Genomic DNA, 14826 nt, shown 5'->3' on the forward strand with positions numbered 1-14826 from the left:
GGGGGAAAGCCGCTAACGACGCCACAGTGCCAAATACGAAGAGGAAATTAGTGGCGGAAGTGACGCATACCGGTAAAGATCATCGCCATGCCGTGTTCGTCTGCTGCTGCGATAACTTCGTCATCACGCATAGAACCGCCCGGTTGAATTACACACTTGATGCCCGCTTCTGCCGCCGCATCGATACCGTCACGGAATGGGAAGAATGCATCAGAAGCCATCACACAACCTTCAACCTGTAGACCTTCGTCAGCAGCTTTGATGCCTGCGATTTTCGCAGAATAAACGCGGCTCATTTGGCCTGCGCCCACACCGATAGTCATATCACCTTTCGAGTAAACGATCGCGTTAGATTTCACGTATTTCGCTACTTTCCAGCAGAATAGGGCATCTTTCAGCTCTTCTTCGGTTGGTTGACGCTTAGAAACCACTTTAAGGTCATCTAGGCTAACCATGCCTTGGTCACGGTCTTGAACCAGTAGGCCACCGTTAACGCGTTTTACGTCGAAGCCGGTTGTCTTGGTTGACCACTCGCCACATTCAAGTAGGCGAACGTTCTTCTTCGCTGCAACAACCTCGATTGCTTCAGCAGATACAGATGGCGCGATGATAACCTCAACGAATTGACGCTCAACAATCGCAGATGCTGTTGCTGCATCAAGTTCGCGGTTGAACGCGATGATGCCGCCAAATGCCGATGTTGGGTCAGTCTGGTAAGCGCGGCTGTACGCTTCAAGGATGTCTTCGCCAAGTGCAACACCACATGGGTTCGCGTGTTTTACAATCACACACGCTGGTTCATCGAACTCTTTCACGCACTCAAGCGCTGCGTCTGTGTCTGCGATGTTGTTGTAAGAAAGGGCTTTACCTTGGATTTGGCGAGCAGTGGAAACCGAAGCTTCTTCAGGGTTTGCTTCAACGTAGAAAGCAGCTGCTTGGTGGCTGTTCTCACCGTAGCGCATGTCTTGCTTCTTCTCGAACTGCTGGTTGAATGTGCGAGGGAACTTGCTCTCTTCGTCACCTTCTTTGTTCTCGCCGTAGCTAGGAACCATAGTGCCGAAGTAGTTTGCGATCATACCGTCATAAGACGCGGTGTGCTCGAATGCCGCGATAGCGAGGTCGAAGCGCGTTTCTAGCGTAAGAGACGTTTCGTTTACGTCCATTTCTGCGATAACGCGGTCGTAGTCGTGTGCATTTACAACGATAGTCACGTCTTTGTGGTTTTTCGCAGCAGAGCGAACCATTGTTGGACCACCGATATCGATGTTCTCAACCGCGTCAGCAAGCGTACAGCCTTCTTTAGCCACAGTTTCAGCAAATGGATATAGGTTAACGACAACCATATCGATAGGATTGATGCCGTGTTTTTCCATCACGTCATCGTCTTGACCGCGACGGCCTAAAACACCACCATGAATCTTTGGGTGAAGCGTTTTAACGCGTCCGTCCATCATTTCCGGGAAACCCGTATAATCGGATACTTCTGTGACAGCAATGCCTTGCTCAGCTAGCAAGCGGGCAGTACCACCTGTTGATAGGATATCGACACCGCGTTCAGCGAGAGCTTGGGCAAACTCAACAATACCTGTTTTGTCTGATACGCTGATTAGGGCGCGGCGAATTGGACGAGCGTTGTTCATGCTTCCATCTTCCTCAAAGTCATGGAGTTAAAACTAAAGATATTTGCCAAAAATGAACTTGTTTTTATCTCGTAGGGATAAAATATTGGCCAGTTTTGGTAAAGACCTTTTTGCCAGTCGAGACTGGACAGATATTAGACTCTAAACTTGATGGCGCACATTCTAACTAATTTATTACAAAAAAGCTCGCGCAATCGTTTGGCATCTCAAAAATAATTATGAAAACCGTGCTTTTTAACTTAAAAAGTAACGAGATAGTTAATAAGGAAAGTTATGTTCCAGATTGGAGAACTGGCAAAGCGTTGTGGTGTGACAACCGATACTTTGCGCTTCTATGAGAAAAATGAACTGATCCGCCCCATGGGGCGCAGTGAATCTGGTTATCGTCTTTATAACGAAGAAAATCAAAAACAGGTCGGTTTTATCTTAAAAGCTAAAGACCTAGGGCTAAGTCTGGAAGAAATTCGCGAGCTGCTAGAGATAAAGCTAGAAGCCACCGAGCACAGCTGTGCCGAAGTAAAAGCCATTACCTCGGCAAAGCTTGAGGTGATTGATGAAAAGATTGCGGAGTTGACCCGTATTCGCCATGCATTGAAGAAAATCAACGATGCGTGTTGTGGTCATATTGATGACGATGCCAGTCATTGTTCGATTTTAGGGGCGCTGGGCAGTGAAGAGCGCCCATCGACTTGCTGTGATGAGCCTTAACTCGCCTGTCGAATTTTGGCTTGAATCGCGGACTGAACCTTCATATCGGGCAAGTTATCGTGGTAGAGCGTGACTTGATTTCGACCCGTCTGCTTAGAGTAATACATCGCTTTATCTGCCTGAACCAAGAGTTCTTTCACATGAGAGATGTCTGAGGTGACCTCTGCAATACCAATACTGACGGTCGGATGAATGATATGGCCGTCGACACTGCAAGGGGCACTTTCAATTGATTGTCGGATGCGCTCGGCAATATCGTAAGCCTGAATGGCATTGGTATTTGAGAGTACAATGCCAAACTCTTCGCCGCCAAGTCGACCAATGTAGTCACTGCCACGAATCTGTTTTTGACAAATTCTAGCAACTTGAGTGATGACTTCATCACCCGAAAGGTGGCCGACTTGATCGTTGATTTCTTTAAAGTGATCGATATCGATCATCAAGCAAGACAAATTGCGCCGAGTCTCATTGTAGCTTTGTAATTCTTGCTCAAGAGCTTCAAGGAAGGCGCGGCGGTTGAAGATGCCGGTTAGCTCATCGGTTTCGGACAGACGCTTTAGCTCTTCCTGACGGCGATAGTTACTCGTGATGTCACGTTCTTGCCACAGAACATACTGGGTGCCATCTACTAAGCACAGTGGCTTGATGGTGGCTTCGAACCACATGTCTTCAGGGCCATCTAGTGTTTCCAGCTCATCAATGGACAGTTGCAAGCATTCGATAGGGCTGACACTGTACTGCACAACCAGCGGTTTGGCTGACTCACTAACATCTTTTATGTAGCTGAGTAACTGGTCGGCTTTATCCTGTGGAAGGATGTCGTGAAGCGTTTTGTTGGCGTAACCATTTTTTTCTAGGCGAACGGAGTGGAACGTTCCCCCAAAGCCCTCGACAAAGCGCCCCGACTGCTCTAAAACGAAAAGTCGGTCAGGAAGTTCATTCAGAATCAGGCTTAGCCATGCTTCCCTTTGCTTATCAAGCATATAGTTTTATCCAACAACAGATGAACACCGCATTATATCTAGACAGGTAGTGATGGCAATCGTGATAGATCACAGTTTGCTTACTATTTGCTCAGTTAGATGGCACGAAAGTGAGACTTAATATGCGTTTGGTTTCTCTGCTCTTTGGGAGTCTCATAAGTAAAACATGCTGAGCAGTGAGTGTGCAAATGAATTGAATTTTATAAATTAAAGGCGACTAGAAACGGAAAAAGCCGAATCCATTTGGAATCGGCTTTCTCAAAACAAAAATTCGTCAGAACGTATTAGTTCATGCCGTATTTTTTAAGTTTCTTGCGAAGAGTACCGCGGTTGATACCCATCATAGTTGCTGCGCGAGTTTGGTTACCGCGAGTGTATTGCATGATGGTATCTAGTAGTGGCTGTTCAACTTCAGCTAGAACTAATTCGTATAGTTCTGTGACTTCTTGGCCGTTTAGTTGAGCCAAGTAGTTTTTAAGAGACGCTTTAACAGAGTCACGTAATGGTTTCTGAGTAATCTGGTCCTGTGACGTTACTGTAGTTACTGTTAATGCTTCTGAAGTCAGATTTTGTTCGAACATATTCGGTCTAGCTCTTCTCTTAATTATGATGCAACGTTTAGCCATCGTATCTGAAGCGTTCACTTCAAATAGTTAGGCTTTATCAAAATACTCTTCTAACGCTTCAAGTTGCAGCTCTGCTGCCTCAATCGCGTTGAAGGTACGGCGAAACTCACTTGCTTGCTCATGCTCTTTTAGGTACCAACCTACGTGCTTACGCGCGATTCGTGGCCCTAAGTACTCTCCATAAAAATCGTGGAGCGCATTCACATGACCCAGCAGAATGTCTTTCACTTCCACGGACGGAAGGTCAGGCATCGTGGTGCCGTTTTCCAAAAAGTGTTGGATTTCCTGGAAAATCCATGGACGACCTTGGGCGGGACGTCCAATCATCAGAGCGTCTGCACCGGTGTACTCCAGTACGCGCTTGGCTTTCTCTGGGCTATCGATATCACCGTTTGCGATAACCGGTATCGAAATTGCCTGCTTGACCGCTCTGATGCTGTCATATTCGGCCTCGCCTTTGTACATACAGGCTTTTGTTCTGCCATGCAGAGCAAGCGCTTGTATACCGCAGTCTTCGGCTAATTTAGCGATTTGGACACAGTTTTTATTATCTGGGTCCCAGCCTGTTCGGGTTTTGAGTGTCACTGGGACATCGACTGCATTGACTACCGCTTTCAGGATATCTTCGATGATATCTGGGAAGCGAAGCAGTGCAGAACCGGCAAGCTTCTTATTCACTTTTTTTGCTGGGCAGCCCATGTTGATATCGATGATTTGCGCACCGTTTTCAACGCTAAACTGAGCAGCATCGGCCATCAGTTGTGGATCCGCACCCGCAATCTGTACAGAGCGAATGCCCGATTCACCTTCATGCACCATGCGCTGCTTGGACTTTGACGTTTTCCATAGCTTTGGGTTTGAGGACATCATTTCACTGACGGCCATCCCAGCACCATAGCGGAGGCATAACTCTCGAAACGGTCTATCGGTCACTCCCGCCATTGGGGCGACGATGAGATTATTCTTAAGTTGATGATTTCCGATTTTCAAAACGTCTTCACAGCTTAGTACCAGCAAGGGCGCGCATTTTACGCATTTTTTTTCGCTGTGAAAAGACTAATATTTGAGCATTTACAAATTGTTTTTGTAATTTGTATGAATTTCAAACAATTAGCCCTGAAAGTCTTATCTAGCCTTGCTTTCGACCAGAGATGCGACACCATTCACTTTGCTCCTTGATAGGATCAATGTGAAGTTCATCACGGTAATAGTTAGCCACATCTTCTGCTTGTGTATCCAGCACGCCAGACATCGCTAGTTCACCGTTCGGTTTGACTAGAGACTTGATAATCGGCGACAACTCACGAAGTGGACCTGCAAGGATGTTCGCGACGACGACGTCAGCGATCAGGCCCTCTGGCTGATCTTGAGGTAGGAAAACTTCGAGCTTATCGGCAACGCCATTGCGCTCGGCGTTGTCTTTTGAAGCGATGAGAGCCTGAGGATCAATATCGATCCCGATGACCTTTTCAGCACCGAGTTTGATCGCGGCGATCGCTAAGATGCCAGACCCACAACCAAAATCGATCACGGTTTTACCCGATAGGTCTAGCCCTTCCAGCCACTCCAGACACAGCGCAGTAGTTGGGTGAGTACCAGTACCAAAAGCGAGGCCAGGGTCTAACATCACGTTGACCGCATCCGGCTCTGGGACGTCTCGCCAGCTTGGGCAGATCCATAAACGCTCACCAAACTTCATCGGGTGGAAGTTGTCCATCCACTCTCGTTCCCAGTCTTTGTCTTCCAACTGCTCCACTTTGTAAGCAAAGCCTTCTGGTAGCAAGTTGCTGTTCTTGGTCTGGTCAATAATAAACTTAGTATCCGCTTCTGCGTCGTACAGAGCGAGAATATCCGTATCACCCCACAGACGAGTTTCTCCCGGCAAAGGTTCAAATACTGGCGTATCCTGCGCGTCTAAGAAGGTTACAGACAGTGCTCCTGTTTCTTCCATTAGCATGTCGCCGATTTGCTCAGCGTTGTCGTTGGTCGCATTGAGTTTGATTTGAATCCAAGGCATGGGTATGTGCTCGTCTAGATAGTTAGATTTAAATTTGCGCAGAGTGTAGCAGAACTCGGGGGGTTATTTGAGTCCAGAGTGCGCTGAAAACAAAAATGCTCACCGAAGTGAGCATTTGTATCGTGTCAGTAATCGAATTACTGCAGACCGAGTTTCTTCTCTAGGTAGTGGATGTTCGCACCACCGTGTTGGAAGTTTTCGTCGTTCATGATGCTTTCTTGCAGCGGAACGTTGGTCTTAATGCCTTCGATGATCATCTCACCGAGTGCGTTCTTCATGCGAGCAATCGCAACATCACGGTTTTCACCGAATGTGATCAGCTTACCGACCATTGAGTCATAGTGCGGTGGTACTGTGTAGCCCGTGTAGATGTGCGATTCCCAACGAACGCCCATACCGCCTGGTGCGTGGAAGCGCTCAATCTTACCAGGTGAAGGTAGGAAACGCTCAGGGTCTTCTGCGTTGATACGACACTCAATTGCATGGCCGCGGATCTTGATGTCATCCTGAGTGAATGACAAAGGCTGACCTGCTGCAACACGAAGCTGTTCTTTGATCAGGTCAACACCAGTCACCATTTCTGTTACTGGGTGCTCTACCTGAATACGCGTGTTCATTTCGATGAAGTAGAATTCGCCGTTCTCGTAAAGGAACTCGAACGTACCCGCACCGCGGTAACCGATTTCCAAACAAGCACGCGTACAACGCTCACCAATGTACTTACGCATTTCTGCTGTGATACCCGGAGCAGGCGCTTCTTCAACCACTTTCTGGTGACGACGCTGCATAGAACAGTCACGTTCACCTAGGTGGATAGCACCGCCTTGACCATCAGCAATCACCTGTACTTCAACGTGACGTGGGTTTTCTAGGAATTTCTCCATGTAAACCATGTCGTTGTTGAATGCTGCTTTTGCTTCTGCACGCGTCATCGCGATAGCTTCTACTAGTTCAGCTTCAGAGCGAACCACGCGCATACCACGACCACCGCCGCCGCCAGAGGCTTTGATGATGACTGGGTAGCCGATGCGTTTAGCGTGAGCTTTATTCGCCGCTTCATCATCGTTTAGAGGGCCGTCAGAACCTGGTACACAAGGAACGCCCGCTTTTTTCATTGCTGTGATAGCAGAAACCTTGTCACCCATGATGCGGATCGTTTCCGCTTTCGGGCCAACAAAGATAAAGCCGCTACGCTCAACTTGCTCTGCAAAGTCTGCATTCTCAGACAGGAAGCCGTAACCTGGGTGGATAGCGATCGCGCCCGTTACTTCTGCTGCAGAAATGATACGTGGGATGTTCAAGTAGCTATCGATACCACGAGCTGGACCGATACAAATTGCCTCGTCAGCAAGAAGAACGTGTTTCAAATCACGGTCTGCTGTTGAGTGTACAGCAACGGTTTTGATGCCTAATTCTTTACATGCGCGAAGAATACGAAGCGCAATTTCGCCTCGGTTCGCGATGACTAATTTATCTAACATAAGAGACAGCCTCTATTATTCGATAACAACAAGTGGTTGGTCGAATTCAACTGGCTGACCATCGTCAACTAGGATTGCAGTAACTACACCAGATTTGTCTGCTTCGATCTGGTTCATCATCTTCATTGCTTCAACGATACATAGAGTTTCGCCAGCGGTTACTGATTGACCTACTTCGATGAATGCTTTCGCGTCTGGGCTTGGAGCACGGTAGAAAGTACCGACCATTGGAGAAAGAACTTGATGACCCGCTGGTACTGCTGGCGCTGCTTCTGCTGCTGGAGCAGGTGCTGCTGCCGGTGCCGCCGCAGGAGCTGCTGCTGGTGCCGCTGCAACTGGTGCTGCTGCGTATTGAATTGGAGCTGGTGCCGCTGAACCGTTACGGCTGATTCGTACCGACTCTTCACCTTCAGAGATTTCTAGCTCAGCAATGCCAGATTCTTCAACTAACTCGATAAGCTTTTTGATTTTACGGATATCCATCTTTTCTTTCTCTTTTATCTTGTGAATAAGACAGCTCTCTGTGAGCTGCAGAGTGTGTTCATTTACTGTGATAGTAATTAAGCTACTGTGCCTGCAATGTGTTTACGGCAGCAGACAAAGCGAATTCATAACCTTGTGCACCTAGGCCGCAAATCACACCTTGTGCCTTATCTGAGAGATAAGAGTGATGGCGGAAAGGCTCGCGTGCGTGCACGTTGGATAAATGTACTTCAATAAATGGGATAGAAACGCCGAGCAGGGCGTCTCGCAGAGCAACACTAGTATGTGTGAAGGCTGCTGGGTTGATGATAATGAAATCAACTTTGCCAAAAGATTCGTGGATTTTCTCAATCAGTTCATATTCGCGATTTGATTGCAGATGCTCTAGTTCAACACCAGCTTTGTGGGCTTGCTCGGTTAAAGTGTCGATAATCTGTGGTAGGGTTTGAGAACCATAGTGACCCGGTTCGCGTAGACCCAACAGATTTAAATTTGGACCATTTAAGACAAGAATGCGTGATTTAGCTGTCATTGTGCTGCCATCTTCCTACTTCATGATATGAACTGGAATCTTCCCATAATATTGCCGATTCAGCGTGATTATATTGTCAAATTTTACGCTGGATCTTTAAAATAGACCCAGATTATAGCCAATTCAGCGCATTTAGCAGCAATTTACTGGTCTAATCTCCCGTTTCTGAGATGAAAAACTGCTACCAAGGTAACAAATTTGACTGCTTTGTCTTGGACTTCAGCTCGCTAGATATGTTCCAACAAATAAAAAAGCCGCCACAAATGTGGCGGCTTAGTCTTGTTTTGCTATTTCTATGCAAGTTCGGCTTTTTCGGCGATTAACTTATCAACAACGCTTGGATCGGCCAGTGTTGAGGTGTCGCCTAAGTTGCTGGTATCACCAGTGGCTATCTTACGTAGGATACGACGCATGATCTTACCGGAGCGAGTTTTCGGTAGAGAATCTGTCCAGTGCAGCACGTCTGGCGTGGCGATTGGGCCAATCTCTTTACGTACCCAATCCTTCACTTCTTTGTGCAGCTCTGCTGATGGGAACTCACCATCATTAAGCGTTACGTAAGCGTAAATGGCCTGACCCTTTATGTCATGCGGGATGCCGACAATTGCCGCTTCTGCAATCTTATCGTGGGCAACCAATGCCGATTCAATCTCTGCGGTACCCATACGGTGGCCTGAGACGTTGAGCACGTCATCAACACGGCCGGTGATCCAGTAGTAGCCGTCTTCGTCACGACGGGCACCGTCACTGGTGAAGTACATGCCTTTGAACGTGGAGAAGTACGTTTGCTCAAAGCGTTCATGGTCGCCGTATACGGTACGCATTTGACCTGGCCATGAATCAAGGATCACCAAGTTGCCTTCTGCTGCGGTCTCTTCAATGATGTTACCCATGTTATCGACTAACGCAGGCTGTACGCCAAAGAATGGACGAGTGGCAGAGCCAGGTTTTAGTGCTGTAGCACCTGGTAATGGAGTGATGAGGATACCACCGGTTTCGGTTTGCCACCAAGTATCGACAATCGGAGATTTCTCATTACCAATCGTCTTGTAGTACCACTCCCATGCTTCAGGGTTAATTGGTTCACCCACTGAGCCCATGATACGCAGGCTGTCACGGGTAGTGCCATCTACCGCTTCATTGCCTTTTGCCATCAACGCGCGAATAGCAGTTGGCGCAGTGTAAAGAATATTGACTTGGTGCTTATCGACAACTTCACTCATGCGGTTGGTGTGAGGGTAGTTTGGTACCCCTTCGAACAGAATAGTTTTTGCACCATTAGCTAGAGGGCCGTAGATAAGGTAAGTGTGACCTGTTATCCAACCTACGTCAGCGGTACACCAGAAGGTTTCTCCTGGCTGGTAGTCGAAGACATATTTGAAGGTCATGGTGGCGTAAACTAGGTAACCGCCTGTGGTGTGAAGGACACCTTTAGGTTTACCGGTTGAACCTGATGTGTAGAGGATGAAGAGTGGGTCTTCCGCTTTCATCTCTTCTGGTGGGCAATCATCTGAAACAGATGCCGTTGCCTCATGCCACCAAACATCACGATGCTCATGCCAGTCAATATCACCACCAGTACGCTTCAGCACTAGTACTTTATCGATCGTTTTTACTTCTGGGTTGGTCAATGCTTCATCGACGTTCTTTTTCAGAGGAACTGCTCGACCACCGCGCACACCTTCATCGGCTGTAACAACGACTTTTGCGTCTGAGTCAATGATACGTCCCGATAGAGCTTCTGGAGAGAAACCACCGAAAACAACCGTGTGGACTGCACCAATACGAGTACAAGCCAGCATAGCAACAGCCGCTTCAGGTACCATTGGCATGTAAAGACACACGACGTCGCCTTTACGTACACCTTGTTCTTTGAGAGCGTTAGAGAAACGGCACACTTCTTTGTGCAGTTCGTTGAATGTCAGTGTCTTATCGTCTGCTGGGTTATCACCTTCCCAGATGATTGCCACGTCGTCACCGCGCTCAGCTAGGTGGCGGTCAATACAGTTTGCAGATACGTTGAGCGTACCATCTTCAAACCAGCGAATATCGACATGGCCTGTGTCAAATGAAGTGTTTTTTACTTTGGTGAAGGGTTTGATCCAATCAACAATCTTACCGTGCTCACTCCAGAATCCTTCTGGGTCAGAGACAGACTGTTGGTACATGGCGAGGTAGGTATCATTATCCGCATGGGTATTTGTTTTGATATTTTCTTTTACCGGATAAATATGGGCTTCACTCATTGCTTTTCTCCTTGGGCTTAATTCAGAACGAATTGAGCAAGTGTTCGTTTAAAACGTTTTCCACGTTTGTCGAAATTCCCTATATCCGTAACTTTCTAGCACCGAGCGTAATTCGACAATTAGACTTTAGGATGAGAGGCCTGATTCTGCTTAGTATTGAGGAAGCTATGTTTGATTTTGAGAGTTGGATCGTAGGAATCCGTTAGCGGGTATAGGGCAGACTTAAGCTCGGTAAGTCTCCTTTGGTCAGGCGAACAAACACCAGTGCCGCTGAGATGGCATCTTGCAAAGCGTCGTGTTTGCTCTGCATCGGTAAATCGAGATGTTTGCAAATGGCTTCCAGACTCAGATCGAAATAGGCGTTGGGTAAGTGTTTCTCCAGTTTGTCGTGGTAAATCTGGCTGACCTCAATTAAAGGGTTGGGGAGAGGAAATCCCAGGTGACGTTTACACGCCAGATCAAGAATCTTCTTGTCGTAGCGAATGTGGTATCCCACCAGTGGCCGATTGCCGACAAAAGCCAGTAACTGTGTCAGTGCCTGTTTTTCATCGATGCCATCGGCCAGGTCCGAATGACGAATCTGATGGATCTTAACCGAATTAGAATCCAGCGATTGGGGAGCTCTTAATCTCACTTCGAAAGGTTGGCTGGTGATGATGCGGTTGTCGATGATTTTGGTCGCTGCGATGGTGACCAGTTCGGCGCGCTTTGGATCTAAGCTGGTGGTTTCACAGTCTAGCGAAACATACTCACCCTTTTGGACTGAGGCAAATAGGGGTTGATAAGGCGAACCCTTCAATTTGTGATACCAGTAGCGGCGCTGAATCCAGTTCATTATTAGTCCCGAATTTGATAGTGGTAGCCAAGGAACTGTTTGAATTTTTTGACCACATGCAGGCTGTGTCGCAGTAAGTCACGTTCCGTGCGTTCGAGCAGTTTGAGGTTGATGCGGTTGTGACTATGTTGATTCGCGACCTGTTGGCTAAGACGGAGTTTAAAGAACAGTTTCAATGCTTCATTGAGGTTGTCCGCGGTTTCTGGCTCTAAGATGCGCTTGTTACGCAACGCTTCAATCCGGTCAAAGGTGTTGTTTTCCTCTAAGCCATATTCCAGTGCTAGGGTACGAATCCCGTGAACGATTGGGAAGATACCGCCACTTTTCAGATCGACTCCTTGTTTATCCGATTTGACGTTGCCAAACAGAGTCAGTGGCAGAGAGAACTGCAAGGCGGGTCGAGTGAAGTCCTGTAGCGCCAGCATATTATTCAGCATCCGCCCTTTGAGGTGTTGTCGCACAGGAGTGAGTAACGTCTTGTTGCCCGCGACCGCGTGGGCATCGGTGAAAATAGCCAGATCCATGACGTGCTCGGCAGAAGAAGGTTTAGACCAGCGTGTTAATGTTTTCTGCCAGTTACTCTGACTTTTCACCCATTTCGGATTGTTGACCATCACGTTACCCGGGCAAAGTGGGTAGCCAAGTTGTTGTAAAGTGTGGGTCAGTTGAGCCATAACTGCTTCGCACTGAGGCCAGTCTAATCCGTCTCTGATAATCAATGCATTGTCTTGGTCGGTTTTTAAGATCTGTTCCCCGCGCCCTTCTGAGCCTAAAACGATCAGACAGCAATGATCGTGAAGGGCAGGAGGAACAATCAGTTCAAACGCTTTTTCGATAATTTGTTCGTTGACCGCAGAAATCAACTCCATGATAAAGCGTGTACGAATGCCGTTTCCTAGCAGGCTATCGACTAACTGACGCTGGCGATTGGATGCTAATGCCAGTTCTTCGATGCTGGAAGCGCGGGCTATGCTCAAGGTTAATACATGAGAGTGGGTCGAAAAGGCACTGAGAATCTGAGTCATATCCAGCATACCGACTGCTTCTTTACCGTCCGCCACCATGACCCGTTTCATACGCTGACGGGTCATCTTTATCATCGCGTTAAACAGAAAATCGCCATCGTCGACATGAACCACCGGAAAAGTTGCAATCGCGCTGACCTGAGTATCCAGCGGATGACCGTCAAGCATTACGGCATGCAGCATGTTGGTTCGGGTGACGATAGCGAAAGGCAGCTGGTTTGGATGATTGGCCAAGCGTGGATCGTCATCATGGAGCCTGACCAAAGCGGCATCAATCCCATTCTGCTTTAATACCTGAGTAACCTCATTAAGCGGTTGCTTAGGGTTAAGAATCATCGGAGGGTGATAGATATCACGATCAACTTTAGTGAGAATAAACTCGGCCAGACTCTGTTGCTGCTGGGCAGCTTCAATCAACTGCTGTCGCTTGGCGAGATTGTTATCGAAATAGGCCGCAAACTGGCCATTTTCGTTGTATAGTTCAAGAAAGACCGCTTTAGGCAGCAGATACGTAAGTGTATCTTCTAGCGCGACGTAGTGGTGGCGGACTTTACCTTCAAACAGCGCGCGTACATCAAACAAGTCATCATTGGCGTAATGGGCGAATACTTCCTCTCCATTAGCACTGCGCTCCTCAACAGCGCCTTTAATCAGAATATGCAGGTGCTGGCTGTCCCCGTCGGTTGCCAGCAAAACTTCTTTATCTCGGTAGTACGCCACATCCAGCGAAGCACGTAGCTTGTTTTGCTGTCTCTCGTCGAGACGATCAAACGGTGGAGAGTGCATGTTGAATTTATCTGGCATACCGGACCCGCGTGAGAAAAGAAACCATGTTTTAAGTGTGACAAGTTTCCTTTTAAGTGCCAGACGACTTTGGTCGAATCACTCTAATTTAGGATGGTCGTGCGGAAACAGATTGGTGAGTAATCTTCCCTTTTTATTCAGCAAGTAAGCAGAGATAATGCGGCATCCGCTCTCATATCGCATTCAGAGGTCATAATGCTCAATCCGTCTCCCTACGGCTGGATATCTCAATACTTTGTCGGATTCTTTTTTGCCTATGGTGTCTATTTGCCATTCTGGGCGTTGTGGTTTGAGGAACAGGGCGTTTCGGCCACGGATATCGGCTTATTAGTCGGCATTGGTTTTGCGACTCGTTGTGTCGCCAATATGGTGTTAACGCCACGTATTCATAAGGTTGAGCACCTGATGCCCGCACTGCGTTGGCTGAGCATCGCTGCTCTAATTTTTATCGGTTTTCACTTCTTTACTGGCGGCAGTTTTTGGTTGATGGCGGGTGCAACTGTGTTGTTTAACCTCTGCTGCGGGCCGATTGTGCCGCTGTCTGATGCGATGGCGAACTACTATGCGCGGCTGAAGATGCTCGATTATGGGCGTGCTCGACTCTGGGGATCCGTGGCCTTTATTGCGGGTTCGACGGTGGTTGGCTATTTGGTGGCCAAATTCGGCACTGATATGATTTTGTATACCGCGCTAGCAGGGGTATTTTTTGCCATTTTGGTCGGGATGCGTAACACCAATCCGATGCCTGTTACGACGGAAGAGGAACAGGCAGAAAGGCCGAAACTGACCGAGCTACTGAAAGAGTCGTCCGTCTTGAAGTTCCTCGCTCTAGCGGCTTTGATTCAAGGCAGTCATGCCGCTTATTACAGTTTTAGCTCGATATACTGGAAAGAAGCAGGGCATTCTGAAGATATTATTGGTTATCTGTGGAGTCTAGGTGTGGTGGCGGAAGTAGCGGTTTTTGCCTTGAGTAAGCGTCTGTTTGCCGGTTGGTCGCTACGTGCACTGTTTTTAGTCGCTGCGATTGGTGTCGTGGTACGTTGGGGATTGACCGCTTCGACAACGTTACTGATAGGGCTTGTCTTAATTCAATTACTCCACGGTGTGACGTTTGCCGTCGCACACATTGCTGCTATTCAATACATCCAGCACTCGGAGCCAAGAAAAATGGTCGCGCTGCAAGCACTGTACAATGCGATTCCGCTCGGTGCATTCATCGCTCTGATGACCGCCTTGAGTGGTTGGGGGTATGAGAATTGGGGCGCGAACGTGTTTTGGGCGATGGCGGTGATGGGTATTCTGGCCCTGTTTATTCGTGTTGAACCAAAACGCGAACGTACCTCGGTTATCGACGTTAAAGCACAGAATTAAGCGGAACTGTTTGAGTTCGATTCGCTTCCTTAGTTAAATGAAACCTCTCCAATATGGAGAGGTTTTTGTTTGTAT

13 protein-coding genes are annotated in these 14826 nt (G+C 47.8%); 2 read left to right on the plus strand and 11 right to left on the minus strand.

The window, feature by feature from the left end; all coding sequences use genetic code 11:
- Positions 1 to 47 precede the first annotated feature (47 nt).
- The gene (purH, locus tag QMA41_RS17650; RefSeq protein WP_281630314.1) at positions 48 to 1640 is read right to left on the minus strand and encodes a bifunctional phosphoribosylaminoimidazolecarboxamide formyltransferase/IMP cyclohydrolase; all 1593 of its coding nucleotides are present in this window, start codon (positions 1638 to 1640) and stop codon (positions 48 to 50) included.
- 273 nt (positions 1641 to 1913) lie between these two features.
- Here purH and zntR point away from each other — a divergent pair, with 273 nt between their 5' ends.
- Positions 1914 to 2348 carry a Zn(2+)-responsive transcriptional regulator gene (zntR, locus tag QMA41_RS17655; protein WP_281630315.1) on the plus strand — a complete coding sequence of 145 codons (435 nt, stop codon included), beginning with the start codon at positions 1914 to 1916 and terminating at the stop codon, positions 2346 to 2348.
- On the opposite strand, the gene QMA41_RS17660 is transcribed toward zntR, so the two are convergent.
- The 10 genes from QMA41_RS17660 to QMA41_RS17705 all read right to left on the minus strand — a co-directional run bounded on the left by QMA41_RS17660 (position 2345) and on the right by QMA41_RS17705 (position 13380).
- The gene (locus tag QMA41_RS17660) at positions 2345 to 3331 is read right to left on the minus strand and encodes a sensor domain-containing diguanylate cyclase (protein ID WP_281630316.1); all 987 of its coding nucleotides are present in this window, start codon (positions 3329 to 3331) and stop codon (positions 2345 to 2347) included. The genes zntR and QMA41_RS17660 overlap by 4 nt on opposite strands.
- A 284-nt stretch (positions 3332 to 3615) precedes the next feature.
- On the minus strand, positions 3616 to 3912 hold the full coding sequence (gene fis, locus QMA41_RS17665; RefSeq protein WP_000462885.1) for a DNA-binding transcriptional regulator Fis: 297 nt from the start codon (positions 3910 to 3912) through the stop codon (positions 3616 to 3618).
- Between the two features lie 72 nt (positions 3913 to 3984).
- On the minus strand, positions 3985 to 4947 hold the full coding sequence (gene dusB, locus QMA41_RS17670) for a tRNA dihydrouridine synthase DusB (protein WP_281630318.1): 963 nt from the start codon (positions 4945 to 4947) through the stop codon (positions 3985 to 3987).
- Between the two features lie 139 nt (positions 4948 to 5086).
- Positions 5087 to 5974 carry a 50S ribosomal protein L11 methyltransferase gene (prmA, locus tag QMA41_RS17675; RefSeq protein ID WP_038164279.1) on the minus strand — a complete coding sequence of 296 codons (888 nt, stop codon included), beginning with the start codon at positions 5972 to 5974 and terminating at the stop codon, positions 5087 to 5089.
- A gap of 137 nt (positions 5975 to 6111) precedes the next feature.
- Entirely contained in the window at positions 6112 to 7455 is a 1344-nt protein-coding gene (accC, locus tag QMA41_RS17680) for an acetyl-CoA carboxylase biotin carboxylase subunit (RefSeq protein ID WP_019276812.1), read from the minus strand.
- A 15-nt stretch (positions 7456 to 7470) separates the two neighbouring features.
- Positions 7471 to 7938: an acetyl-CoA carboxylase biotin carboxyl carrier protein gene (gene accB, locus QMA41_RS17685; RefSeq protein ID WP_038164282.1), complete on the minus strand. Its 468-nt coding sequence runs from the start codon at positions 7936 to 7938 to the stop codon at positions 7471 to 7473.
- Positions 7939 to 8020: 82 nt separating this feature from the next.
- On the minus strand, positions 8021 to 8470 hold the full coding sequence (gene aroQ / locus QMA41_RS17690) for a type II 3-dehydroquinate dehydratase (protein ID WP_006963271.1): 450 nt from the start codon (positions 8468 to 8470) through the stop codon (positions 8021 to 8023).
- Positions 8471 to 8763: 293 nt separating this feature from the next.
- A complete protein-coding gene (gene acs / locus QMA41_RS17695; RefSeq protein WP_281630319.1) occupies positions 8764 to 10716 on the minus strand; it encodes an acetate--CoA ligase in 1953 nt (650 codons plus the stop codon).
- A gap of 202 nt (positions 10717 to 10918) precedes the next feature.
- Positions 10919 to 11551 (minus strand): 3'-5' exonuclease, encoded by a 633-nt coding sequence (locus tag QMA41_RS17700; RefSeq protein WP_006963269.1) that lies wholly within the window; start codon positions 11549 to 11551, stop codon positions 10919 to 10921.
- A 2-nt stretch (positions 11552 to 11553) separates the two neighbouring features.
- Entirely contained in the window at positions 11554 to 13380 is a 1827-nt protein-coding gene (locus QMA41_RS17705; protein ID WP_281630320.1) for a DUF294 nucleotidyltransferase-like domain-containing protein, read from the minus strand.
- A 195-nt stretch (positions 13381 to 13575) separates the two neighbouring features.
- On the opposite strand from QMA41_RS17705, the gene QMA41_RS17710 reads away from it, so the two are divergent.
- A complete protein-coding gene (locus QMA41_RS17710) occupies positions 13576 to 14751 on the plus strand; it encodes a 3-phenylpropionate MFS transporter (protein ID WP_281630321.1) in 1176 nt (391 codons plus the stop codon).
- The last annotated feature ends 75 nt before the right edge of the window (positions 14752 to 14826 follow it).

Source organism: Vibrio sp. St2 (genome assembly GCF_947311885.1).
In the GTDB taxonomy this organism is placed as follows: Bacteria; Pseudomonadota; Gammaproteobacteria; order Enterobacterales; family Vibrionaceae; genus Vibrio; species Vibrio coralliilyticus.

Bases quoted from the DNA above. Each gene is read 5' to 3' on its own strand.
- purH (WP_281630314.1), bottom strand. From the start codon at position 1,640: ATGAACAACGCTCGTCCAATTCGCCGCGCCCTAATCAGCGTATCAGAC.
- zntR (WP_281630315.1), top strand. From the start codon at position 1,914: ATGTTCCAGATTGGAGAACTGGCAAAGCGTTGTGGTGTGACAACCGAT.
- QMA41_RS17660 (WP_281630316.1), bottom strand. From the start codon at position 3,331: ATGCTTGATAAGCAAAGGGAAGCATGGCTAAGCCTGATTCTGAATGAA.
- fis (WP_000462885.1), bottom strand. From the start codon at position 3,912: ATGTTCGAACAAAATCTGACTTCAGAAGCATTAACAGTAACTACAGTA.
- prmA (WP_038164279.1), bottom strand. From the start codon at position 5,974: ATGCCTTGGATTCAAATCAAACTCAATGCGACCAACGACAACGCTGAG.
- accC (WP_019276812.1), bottom strand. From the start codon at position 7,455: ATGTTAGATAAATTAGTCATCGCGAACCGAGGCGAAATTGCGCTTCGT.
- accB (WP_038164282.1), bottom strand. From the start codon at position 7,938: ATGGATATCCGTAAAATCAAAAAGCTTATCGAGTTAGTTGAAGAATCT.
- aroQ (WP_006963271.1), bottom strand. From the start codon at position 8,470: ATGACAGCTAAATCACGCATTCTTGTCTTAAATGGTCCAAATTTAAAT.
- acs (WP_281630319.1), bottom strand. From the start codon at position 10,716: ATGAGTGAAGCCCATATTTATCCGGTAAAAGAAAATATCAAAACAAAT.
- QMA41_RS17700 (WP_006963269.1), bottom strand. From the start codon at position 11,551: ATGAACTGGATTCAGCGCCGCTACTGGTATCACAAATTGAAGGGTTCG.
- QMA41_RS17705 (WP_281630320.1), bottom strand. From the start codon at position 13,380: ATGCCAGATAAATTCAACATGCACTCTCCACCGTTTGATCGTCTCGAC.
- QMA41_RS17710 (WP_281630321.1), top strand. From the start codon at position 13,576: ATGCTCAATCCGTCTCCCTACGGCTGGATATCTCAATACTTTGTCGGA.